15 protein-coding genes and 1 pseudogene are annotated in these 9,007 nt (G+C 47.8%); 11 read left to right on the top strand and 5 right to left on the bottom strand.

The window, feature by feature from the left end; all coding sequences use genetic code 11:
* The 3 genes from ERD80_RS22975 to ERD80_RS04475 all read left to right on the top strand — a co-directional run.
* Positions 1–1,101: DNA/RNA non-specific endonuclease (locus ERD80_RS22975; protein WP_211145561.1), on the top strand; the 1,101-nt coding region annotated here is incomplete at its 5' end.
* On the top strand, positions 1,101–1,433 hold the full coding sequence (locus tag ERD80_RS04485; RefSeq protein WP_058775901.1) for a hypothetical protein: 333 nt from the start codon (positions 1,101–1,103) through the stop codon (positions 1,431–1,433). The genes ERD80_RS22975 and ERD80_RS04485, both read left to right, overlap by 1 nt.
* Positions 1,434–1,758: 325 nt before the next feature.
* Positions 1,759–2,061 (top strand): colicin immunity domain-containing protein, encoded by a 303-nt coding sequence (locus tag ERD80_RS04475; RefSeq protein ID WP_348769905.1) that lies wholly within the window; start codon positions 1,759–1,761, stop codon positions 2,059–2,061.
* 38 nt (positions 2,062–2,099) lie between these two features.
* Here the strand turns inward: ERD80_RS04475 and ERD80_RS04470 are convergent, their stop codons facing one another.
* Positions 2,100–2,318 (bottom strand): SymE family type I addiction module toxin, encoded by a 219-nt coding sequence (locus ERD80_RS04470; RefSeq protein ID WP_058775900.1) that lies wholly within the window; start codon positions 2,316–2,318, stop codon positions 2,100–2,102.
* A 333-nt stretch (positions 2,319–2,651) separates the two neighbouring features.
* On the opposite strand from ERD80_RS04470, the gene ERD80_RS04460 reads away from it, so the two are divergent.
* The gene (locus ERD80_RS04460; RefSeq protein WP_282183358.1) at positions 2,652–3,446 is read left to right on the top strand and encodes a VENN motif pre-toxin domain-containing protein; all 795 of its coding nucleotides are present in this window, start codon (positions 2,652–2,654) and stop codon (positions 3,444–3,446) included.
* 303 nt (positions 3,447–3,749) lie between these two features.
* Here the strand turns inward: ERD80_RS04460 and ERD80_RS04450 are convergent, their stop codons facing one another.
* Positions 3,750–3,962 (bottom strand): SymE family type I addiction module toxin, encoded by a 213-nt coding sequence (locus tag ERD80_RS04450; protein WP_058775899.1) that lies wholly within the window; start codon positions 3,960–3,962, stop codon positions 3,750–3,752.
* A gap of 274 nt (positions 3,963–4,236) precedes the next feature.
* On the opposite strand from ERD80_RS04450, the pseudogene ERD80_RS22970 reads away from it, so the two are divergent.
* From ERD80_RS22970 to ERD80_RS04420, 5 genes and pseudogenes are all read left to right on the top strand, one after another.
* A pseudogene (locus ERD80_RS22970) lies at positions 4,237–4,356 on the top strand (VENN motif pre-toxin domain-containing protein); the annotation flags it as partial.
* Between the two features lie 554 nt (positions 4,357–4,910).
* Entirely contained in the window at positions 4,911–5,129 is a 219-nt protein-coding gene (locus ERD80_RS04435) for a hypothetical protein (RefSeq protein WP_338131965.1), read from the top strand.
* Between the two features lie 10 nt (positions 5,130–5,139).
* Entirely contained in the window at positions 5,140–5,391 is a 252-nt protein-coding gene (locus ERD80_RS04430; RefSeq protein WP_072208572.1) for a MafI family immunity protein, read from the top strand.
* A gap of 276 nt (positions 5,392–5,667) precedes the next feature.
* Positions 5,668–5,958, top strand: coding sequence for a hypothetical protein (locus ERD80_RS22750; protein WP_233210703.1), 291 nt, complete (start codon positions 5,668–5,670; stop codon positions 5,956–5,958).
* A 302-nt stretch (positions 5,959–6,260) separates the two neighbouring features.
* Complete coding sequence (locus ERD80_RS04420; protein WP_058777973.1) at positions 6,261–6,461, top strand: hypothetical protein; 201 nt, start codon at positions 6,261–6,263, stop codon at positions 6,459–6,461.
* 39 nt (positions 6,462–6,500) lie between these two features.
* Here ERD80_RS04420 and ERD80_RS04415 read toward each other — a convergent pair whose 3' ends face one another.
* Together ERD80_RS04415 and ERD80_RS22615 are read right to left on the bottom strand one after the other, a co-directional pair.
* Positions 6,501–6,719: a SymE family type I addiction module toxin gene (locus tag ERD80_RS04415; RefSeq protein ID WP_058776388.1), complete on the bottom strand. Its 219-nt coding sequence runs from the start codon at positions 6,717–6,719 to the stop codon at positions 6,501–6,503.
* An 81-nt stretch (positions 6,720–6,800) separates the two neighbouring features.
* Positions 6,801–7,013 carry a hypothetical protein gene (locus ERD80_RS22615; RefSeq protein ID WP_211145560.1) on the bottom strand — a complete coding sequence of 71 codons (213 nt, stop codon included), beginning with the start codon at positions 7,011–7,013 and terminating at the stop codon, positions 6,801–6,803.
* On the opposite strand from ERD80_RS22615, the gene ERD80_RS04405 reads away from it, so the two are divergent.
* Entirely contained in the window at positions 7,008–7,802 is a 795-nt protein-coding gene (locus ERD80_RS04405) for a VENN motif pre-toxin domain-containing protein (protein ID WP_136545892.1), read from the top strand. The two genes, ERD80_RS22615 and ERD80_RS04405, sit on opposite strands and share 6 nt — an antisense overlap.
* A gap of 306 nt (positions 7,803–8,108) precedes the next feature.
* Positions 8,109–8,525, top strand: coding sequence for an Imm63 family immunity protein (locus tag ERD80_RS04395; protein WP_136545890.1), 417 nt, complete (start codon positions 8,109–8,111; stop codon positions 8,523–8,525).
* 57 nt (positions 8,526–8,582) lie between these two features.
* Here ERD80_RS04395 and ERD80_RS04390 read toward each other — a convergent pair whose 3' ends face one another.
* Positions 8,583–8,816 carry a SymE family type I addiction module toxin gene (locus ERD80_RS04390; protein ID WP_058776385.1) on the bottom strand — a complete coding sequence of 78 codons (234 nt, stop codon included), beginning with the start codon at positions 8,814–8,816 and terminating at the stop codon, positions 8,583–8,585.
* Positions 8,817–9,007 lie beyond the last annotated feature (191 nt).

Raw genomic sequence — 9,007 nt, 5'->3', positions numbered from 1 at the left:
GCAGGCAACAGCGCGGCAGCAGGCGCGACCGGTGCGGTCAGCGGAGAGCTGATGGGTCAGTTGATCATGCATTCGATGTATCCGGGTAAACAGGTCAGCGACCTGCAGGAGTCGGATAAGCAGGTCATCAGTGCACTGAGTACCCTGGCTGCAGGTCTGGCAGGCGGCGTGACCGGCGGCAGTAGCGCCAGTGCGCTGGCCGGCGCTCAGGCAGGGAAGAATGCGGTTGAGAATAACTCGCTGGGTGATATAGCGCAGGCGCAGTCTGAAGGTAAAACGCTTGAGCAGAAGGCCGGTGAGTATGTTGAGGCGGAAAACGAGCGCTATAAGAAGGAGAACTGTGCCGGATTAAGCGCGGAAGCCTGCTCGGTGAAAATGTACGACGAGCGGCGTGAATCGCTGAAAGAAACTCTTGCCGCCGGTGCAGATTTTGTGCCGGTGGTGGGTGATATCAAGAGCTTTGCGGAAGCGCAGAGTGCGCTGGATTATCTTGCCGCAGCGTTAGGGTTGATACCGGGCGCAGGGGATGTGGCGGGCAAGGCCATTAAAGCGGCTGAGACAGCGCTGAACAAAGGGGAACTTGCTGAAGCCTCGAAGCTGATCAATAAGGCCAGCGATGAAATCGTTGCAGTATCAGGTAGTAAGGGAAACTGGAGTAAAGAACTGAATAATCCCCTGCCAAATAAAACGTATAAAGTTGATGCTAATAAAACTTATGTGACCGATAATAATGGCCGGGTAGCGTCTGTTGAAGCAGATCTGTCATTATTGACAAAAGACCGTAATACATACCAACAGTGCAAAGCTGGTAAATGTGGGGTTGCAGGGGATGAAGGTGGTCACCTGATAGCCAGCATTTTTGGTGGTATGGGTGAGAAGCTTAATATTGTTCCAATGAGTGGTAATCTGAATAAGGGTGCCTGGAAACAAATGGAAAATACGTGGGCTTCTGCCCTGAAAGAGGGTAAGCAGGTGAATGTTAAGATAGATCCCGTTTATTCTGGAACTGGTGGTCGCCCTGAAAGCTTCAACGTTATCTACTCTATTAATGGTGGTCGCCCAATAGAAAAAACCTTTATAAATGCACCGGGAGGGAAATAATGAGAAATGATCAAGAGATTTATAAAGATATCGGTACTGTTTTATATAGTATCGCTCCCGACAAAGCTAAGAAGATCATTATGCGTGCAGAATTGTCACCGGAAAATGATCATTGTGAGTATGAATATGATTATCTTGATGATGATGATAAAACTCAATGGTTAACGGCAGGTGGAAGGGCGAATACAGATATCCTTCATTATTTAGTAGAGCTTCGCAACTACTATATTGAAAACAATCTGACCAATGGCCGCCCTGCGTGGCATGGATGTAAAGTGACTCTGGATGTTGAAAAAATGAAACTAAATATAGACTTCCGCTACGACGATTAGCCATCAATGATCCCGGCTCTCAAGCCGGGATCTTCCTATTTTTAGCCGTCAAATCCACCCATAATGCCCGTTCCCGCGCTTGATCACCGGCAGATCGCCGGTGTAGTTCAGCGCGCCAGGGAACGCCTTAAGTCACTGCTTCATCTTCGGCCTGTTGACGGAGACCACGCCACATTTAGATAACACAAGTACTTATGAACATGGCAAATACTTGTTAGTTCCAGAATTGAAAGTATTTTTTAACCCGCAAAAAATAATGTAGTTGTGGTTGATATAACAGGTAATTTTGTCAGTGGATGGAAGCTTGATCCTCAAACGAAAAAGTATGATAACGTTATGGATAACGAGATTTAAGATGAGTCAATCACTTAAGAGCTACATTGACAGTTTTATATCCAAGGACATAACCGCTGGCTGCTTTGTGGACACTTATATGATTAAGTGGAAAACAGAACGTGATAATGAATTACTTGCACAGGATGATGATAATTTAAGTGAGTTACTCTCCAGCGTATTTTGTATTGCTGATATGTATAACCCAGATAATGGTCGTCAAGAATGTGAATTTAATGAAGGTCAACTTTGGTGTGAAATAAATAAGCTAATAGCCGCTTATACAGATAACTAAAAGGAAATCCTGGCCATTGAGCCGGGATTTTTACATTATCACTCAGCTGCTGCCAGCCGGATAATCATCTGTCCCGGTTCAGTGATCCCCTCGATCTTCTGCCTGGTCGCAAATCCCAGCTCTGCCATCCAGTGCCCGCGCAGGGTGATCGACGGTGAAGGCCGGTGCTTCAGGTGATCACGAATATATCCCACGGTATAACGTCTTGATTTAGTTGAGGGCGTGTCGGTTTCTGACTTAAGCTGGGTGCCAGCCATAAGCAGCTCCTCGTTAATTGCTTGCGGTCAGCGGGCTGGGATATTCGAGCACCTCAGTTCCGCGCCTGTTAGCTAATCCGTTTACCCATCACGTTATCGAGCATCTCAGAAATAAACTTCTGCTTCGCCATTAGCGTCTGTCGGATCGCATCGATCTGCCTTTCCAGCCGTGGCACCAGTGCAATGGTTCGTGTGATAAGATCGCGGGCGGCAGGAACCAGCGCGGCAGCAGGTGCGACCGGTGCGGTCAGCGGAGAGCTGATGGGTCAGTTGATCATGCATTCGAAGTATCCGGGTAAACAGGTCAGCGACCTGCAGTAGTCGGATAAACAGATCATCAATGCACTGAGTACCCTGGCTGCAGGTCTGGCAGGCGGCGTGACCGGCGGCAGTAGCGCCAGTGCGCTGGCCGGCGCTCAGGCAGGGAAGAATGCGGTTGAGAATAATGCGCTAAGTTTGGGTACGGGTATGACCAGTTCAGGCTCCGCTGCGCAGTCATGGAATCAGTATTCAGAGGAACATAACCTTACACCAGAGCAGAAACAGGCAGGATTGGATAAACTGACGCAGGGTGATTTGCCTGACGGCGCGAATATAACCAAGGTTATCGTGAATGGATATAAGGACGGCGTGTTGATAGCAGGAGCAGCTTATTTAGGTCCGGCTGCATCGGTAGGTAAAGTAGTCGGTGGTGCAGTCATCGCGGCAATGGCTAATGGTACGTATCAGTGGTTTGATATCAACAGTGAGAAGAATCAAAGCCTGCCTGAAAATCAGCAAACAACCTGGGACTACTGGGGCAGTGCTTCTGCGGCTGTAACCGGCGCACTGGCTCCGGGACGTGGACTATTGCAGAACGTAGGAATAGCTACGACTGGTGCGGCATTGAGCAATGGAGCTGATATTGGGGCGATTGGTATCGCCGCAGGTAGCGCTGGATTGGGATGGGGATTTGGTGAATATGCACCAGGGGTTGTTAATTCGTTAACAGGAAAGGATGCACCTGGCTTCATATTTGATGCTATAGGCTCGCTCGGGACAGAATTTTTAGGTGGATATACACAAAATCTCTTAAATACATTAACTCCACAAAAATCTTCTGAAAAAGAAAAGGAGGAGAAAAAATGATCGCATATATCAAATTACTAATTTACTCTTGTGTTTTTTGTATACTGATTTGTTTTATTTTGGGGGCTGGATCATCGATGATTATATATATCAAAAATGGATTTTTTCTAATTCCCGATGGACAGCTAAAGAGAGCTATTGTTTTTGGAACTATTGCAGGAACAGCGATTACATTAGCTACAATAGTTTTTAATCTGACAGACAAGTTCAATACGCGAAAATCTCCCCCATCAGATCCTAATTGATCTTAACAAGAAATCCCGGCCAGTGAGCCGGGATTCCATTTTTATCAGTCAGTTATCCTTAAGCAGCCAGGCGGATAATCAACTGTCCCGGCTCAGTGAGCACCTCGATCTTCTGCCCGGTCTCAAATCCCAGTGCCGCCATCCAGTGGCCCTTCAGGATAATAGACGGTGAAAGCGTGAACTTCCTCTGATCCCGGACATATCCCACGGTGTAACGTCTTGATTGAGCTGTGGGCGTGTCGGTCTCTGGCTTATGATGCGTGCCAGCCATAACCAGCTCCTTGTTAATTGCTTGCGGTCAGCGGGCTGGGGTTTCGAGCACCACGGTTCCGCGCCTGTTAGCTGCTCCGTTTACCCATCACGTTATCCAGCAACTCAGAAATAAACTTCTGCTTAGTCATTGGCGTCTGTCGGATCGCATCGATCTGCCTTTCCGGCCGAGACATCCGTTCAATGGTTCGTGTGATACGATCGCGGGCGGCAGGAACCAGTGCGGCAGCAGACGCGACCGGTGCGGTCAGCGGAGAACTGATGGGCCGCTGATCATGCATTCGATGTATTCGGGTAAACAGGTCAGTGACCTGAAGGAGTCGGATAAGCATATCATCAGTGCACTAAGTACCCTGGCTACAGGTCTGGCAGGCAGCGTGACCGGCGGCAGTAGCGCCAGTGCGCTGGCCGGCGCTCAGGCAGGGAAGAATGCGGTTGATAATAACTCGCTGAGTCTGCCTAAGGAACTGAATGATATTGGCTTATCTCAACAGTCCCTTGCGGCCAGCATGATCCATAATGGCGCTTCGCTGGATGAACTTACGGCGGCGCTGGTTAAAAACTCGCAGGGTCAAATACCTGAAGGGCAGGATGCCGTTAAAGGATTGCTGACAGCATGGGCAGAGTTCTTTGGGGTCCCGGTCAGTGCATTGGCGGCTGACGGAGAAATGACGCCACAACGGGCAGCAGAAATCTTGGCAAGTGGTGTACCTACGAGTGAAGCCAAGCTGGCGCAGTACGTAGTTGCTAAAACCTTTTTGTCTATTGCTAAAGTTCAGATCTTGGACTATCACCTTCAAACCAGAAATACGTTGATATCCTTTCACCAGAAGCCAAACAACATATTTTATATGGGGATAGCCCTACGCAAGGGGGACATCTATATCCTGGAAATCCAGGAAAAACAGTCTTTCCTCAAAGTTGGTCAGCAGATAAGGTTGTCCATACTGTGGGAGGCATTGCTACCTCCCCCGATACTCAATGGTTTGCTCAGACCGGAACTGGTGGGGCATATACAAACGCAGGAAGGCCGGCAAGGTGGGTTGCCTGGGAAGAACGAGATGGTGTCAGAGTTCGTGTGGTATACGAGCCCGCTAGTGGGAAAATTGTAACAGCGTTCCCGGATAATAATCTGACTCCTCCAACTTTAAAGCCTATTAGAAAATAGTGTGGGTGAAATGGATATTAATGACGAAATTAGAGAATTTGGTGAAGGATTAAAAGATCGTCTGGAACCTTCGTTAGTTGACTTTGCCCTTGGGTATCTTGGGTTTTCAGAGAATGTAATAGCATTCGAAACGCTATGTGATCATATTGCTGATCATGATGTTGTGATCAGTAAAGGTGAGTACACGCAAGTGCTTAAAATAGTTAATGATCTTGGTCTGGAAATTGATAGTAGGTATACATATATAAATCCAGAAAAATAACCGCTAAAACGTACAAATGCTCCCAACCCAACGTCTGGAGCATTTTTAAAAATCCTTACAATGCGCCAGGTGCTCTTGGCCAGCGGTAGCATGTGAAGAAGAAAAAGGCGCGTCGGAGCTACAAGTTGTCGCGCCGGAAGTACGCCGGTAAAAACGATTCTAACTAACAGAAAGTAAAGGGAAAAATCGCCTTCGTCACCATACTCCACGCCAGAGAGTGTTGTTGTTGAGAATAATGCGCTGACTATCCCTGCGCCTCCAGTTCCTGTTCCGGGTGTGCCTGCTGATCCCGGCGACCAGGTTAAACAGGATGTAGATAAGAAAAAAGCTTCAGGTCTTGAAGGTACAATTAAAGATCTGGGTGATGCGCTGGACAAGGCAACGCAATGCTCCTTCGGACGAGCTTGTTCTTCGGAAAATGGCCAAGAGCAGAATCAAGCAAATATTGGCAAAGATTTGTCGGATGCTGATAAGCCGAATTGGGTGGAACGGGGTCCGGAACGCCTGGCGATTGGGAGCCACAGGATGAGGAAAATGCACGGAATAATGAGGCTCATAGTGCTGTAAATAGTAAAAATCTTAATGCCGAGTTAACGGGAAAAGAAATTGCCGATGGACATGCTTTCGAAAAACATGTTATTCAGTAAATTGAATTCGCTAATCTGGGAATAAAGACAAAAGAACAGTTTTCTCAACTCATTGAGAACGTTGTAAAATCCAACTTCTGTCAAAGAGCTAAGTGGCGGAGGGTCAGCTTATTGGGATCAATCGACAAACACCGTTGTTATACGAAACCCCAAACCTAGCGATGGTGGTACTGCATTCAGACCAGTGAACGGGAGAGCCTACTTTGATAGCTTGAGGTAAATATGGAACTATTATCTGTCACAATGAAAACTGCAGAAATTAATATAACAGAAGAAGAGTTGCTGATATTAAATTCAGCGTTGAATGAAATCTGTAATGGTATTGATATTGCTGAGTTTGAAACAAGAATAGGCTCTGATAGAAATGAGGTTGTAGCCTTGTTAAGTAAGATTGGAAACATATTAGATCAAATGGTCTCTTAATGACCAAATCCCGGCCATTAGGCCGGGATTTTTACATTATCACTCAGCTGCTGCCAGCCGGATAATCATCAGTCCCGGTTCAGTGATCACCTCGATCTTCTGCCCGGTCGTAAATCCCAGCTCAGCCATCCAGTGGCCGCGCAGGGTGATCGACGGTGAAGGCCGCTGCTTCAGGTGATCGCGGATATATCCCACGGTATAACGTCTTGATTTAGTCCTGGACGTGTTGGCCTCTGACTTATGATGCGTGCCAGCCATAACCAGCTCCTCGTTAATTGCTTGCGGTCAGCGGTCAGCGGTCAGCGGGCTGGGGGTTCGAGCACCACGGTTCCGCGCCTGTTAGCGGCTCCGTTTACCCATCACGTTATCCAGCATCTCAGAAATAAACTTCTGCTTCGCCATTAGCGTCTGTCGGATCGCATCGATCTGCCTTTCCGGCCGAGACACCCGTTCATTGGTTAGTGTGATAAGCTCGCGGGCGGCAGGGACCAGTGCGGCAGCAGGCGCGACCGGTGCGGTCAGCGGAGAGCTGATGGGCAGCTGATCATGCATTCGATGTATTCGGGTAAACAGGTTAGCGACCAGCAGGAGTCGGATAAGCAGATCATCAGTGCACTGAGTACCCTGGCTGCAGGTCTGGCAGGCGGCGTGACCGGCGGCAGTAGCGCCAGTGCGCTGGCCGGCGCTCAGGCAGGGAAGAATGCGGTTGAGAATAACTGGCTGAGGGTGCAGGAAGCCGACAGAAAGAAACAGCTGGAGACGAAGCGCGACTATCTAAAACAGGAACTGACACCGGCTGAAGCGAAAGAGCTGGCGACGATTAATCAGACAGATAAAGCGCGTGATGAAGCGATAAAAGCGGTCTGTATGGATGGTAATAAAGGTGGTTCAGCCTGTGGTGCGCTGATTGGCCCGGCTCAGGAAGCATTTAATAAATATGGTGAAAATGCGACCTACTCATTGTTGTACAGGGATTTATATCCACAGGATGTGAAAAACCTGGAAAGTGTTTTGCAGGGACTGGATGCAGGCAGTATCAGCCGCGACCAAGCCATAACAGCAATAGCACAGGCGTCCGGTATGAGCTGGGAAACAGCAGCAGGCCGTTATGATATAGCAATGCAGACTCAGGAACTGGCTGCCGCTCTGGCGGGTGCTTACGGGCTGAAGAGTGTAATTAAGGATCCGACAAAAAGAGTTCAGCAAAAAAACTATCTCAACCTTCAGCCGGAAGAACGGCAGAGCCAAATAGAGTTGCTGCTGATGAGGAAGCTTCAGGGTGGTCACAGTACGATAAATACCGTAATGAAAGCGGAGACTGGAACTGGCCTGCAAAATTAGGTTTTGCCGAAGAACCAGTTAAAACAACGCTTCCTGTAGGCACTCATTTAGATAGGTATGGCAAGACAAATGGTTCTTTCCTGGCACCACAAGGTACGCCCCAGGAACAGCGCGCTTTAGCCCCTGGCTCCTTAGCGGATAAGTACCATGAATACGTTGTCATAAAACCGTTGCCTGTTATTCAAGGGAAAATAGCCCCTGCTTTTGGTGAACATGGCGGAGGTATTCAGATTCCGCCTAATATGCAGGAACGAGTAAATGTACAATGGTTGTTAGACAACAAATATATTGAGAGGGTTAATTGAAATGCTGTTGAGTATTAATGATCTTCAAAAAAAAATAGATACGCTGGTTTTGATATTAGGTTTTCCAGTTCACTCTGTTAACCTTTGCTCAGCACCTAATGATGATGGAACGCCTTATATTTCATTTGAAAATGGAAAGTATAATTATATCTGTACCGAGAGAGGATATGAGTTTTCTAGAAAGGTTACAGATTCAACAGATGAGTTACTTTATTGGATTGTGTATGATTTTATATATGATGTAGCAGTCGAGTACGAATTAAATAATCGGATTCCCGGTAAAGATAGTCGGCGTATTTATTTTCCAAAGATTATTGAGCTTATGAACAAAATCAACATCGACTGGGGAATAAAATCTCGAAAACATTTTGAAGAAATTCTTGCTGCCAGTCCTTACGATGATAGCCTCTACTTATAATCTTAACTCAATAAATCCCGGCCTTAGTGCCGGGATTTTAATCTACAGAACAGTTAATTACCCTTCATTCGCCAGCCGGATGAGCAGTTGCCCCGGCCCGGTGATCACCTCGATCTTCTGCCCGGTCGTGAAGCCCAGCTGCTCCAGCCAGCGGCCTTTAATGGTGAGCTGCGGCAGCGGGTTCGGCTGGCTCCGGTTAGGCCGGTAGCTGACCCTGTAATAATGCGCCTGTAGTCCGCAGGCAGCGGTTGTGGGTGTGCGGGTCTCTGACTCATGATGCGTGTCAGCCATGATCAACTACTTCTTAGTTGCTCATGGTCAGCGGGCTGGGGTGCTCCAACACCTCAGTGCCGCGTCTGTTAATTACTCCGTTTTACCAATCGCTGCCGTAACGCTCTGGAAATGCTCACTTCTGAATTAGTATCGTGCTCTGCCATGATTAACCCTCTCGTATAATTGGTTGTGGTTAGCGGGTTAGCGGG

The organism is Pantoea sp. R102 (genome assembly GCF_004916815.1).
GTDB classification, from domain to species: domain Bacteria; phylum Pseudomonadota; class Gammaproteobacteria; order Enterobacterales; family Enterobacteriaceae; genus Pantoea; species Pantoea dispersa.
The sequence above is the reverse complement of the archived record's forward strand: the minus strand, read 5'-3'. Positions and strand labels throughout refer to the sequence as shown.

Bases quoted from the DNA above. Each gene is read 5' to 3' on its own strand.
- ERD80_RS04485 (WP_058775901.1), top strand. From the start codon at position 1,101: ATGAGAAATGATCAAGAGATTTATAAAGATATCGGTACTGTTTTATAT.
- ERD80_RS04395 (WP_136545890.1), top strand. From the start codon at position 8,109: ATGCTGTTGAGTATTAATGATCTTCAAAAAAAAATAGATACGCTGGTT.
- ERD80_RS04420 (WP_058777973.1), top strand. From the start codon at position 6,261: ATGGAACTATTATCTGTCACAATGAAAACTGCAGAAATTAATATAACA.
- ERD80_RS04390 (WP_058776385.1), bottom strand. From the start codon at position 8,816: ATGGCTGACACGCATCATGAGTCAGAGACCCGCACACCCACAACCGCT.
- ERD80_RS04430 (WP_072208572.1), top strand. From the start codon at position 5,140: ATGGATATTAATGACGAAATTAGAGAATTTGGTGAAGGATTAAAAGAT.
- ERD80_RS04450 (WP_058775899.1), bottom strand. From the start codon at position 3,962: ATGGCTGGCACGCATCATAAGCCAGAGACCGACACGCCCACAGCTCAA.
- ERD80_RS04475 (WP_348769905.1), top strand. From the start codon at position 1,759: ATGATAACGTTATGGATAACGAGATTTAAGATGAGTCAATCACTTAAG.
- ERD80_RS04470 (WP_058775900.1), bottom strand. From the start codon at position 2,318: ATGGCTGGCACCCAGCTTAAGTCAGAAACCGACACGCCCTCAACTAAA.
- ERD80_RS04415 (WP_058776388.1), bottom strand. From the start codon at position 6,719: ATGGCTGGCACGCATCATAAGTCAGAGGCCAACACGTCCAGGACTAAA.
- ERD80_RS22615 (WP_211145560.1), bottom strand. From the start codon at position 7,013: ATGCATGATCAGCTGCCCATCAGCTCTCCGCTGACCGCACCGGTCGCG.
- ERD80_RS04405 (WP_136545892.1), top strand. From the start codon at position 7,008: ATGCATTCGATGTATTCGGGTAAACAGGTTAGCGACCAGCAGGAGTCG.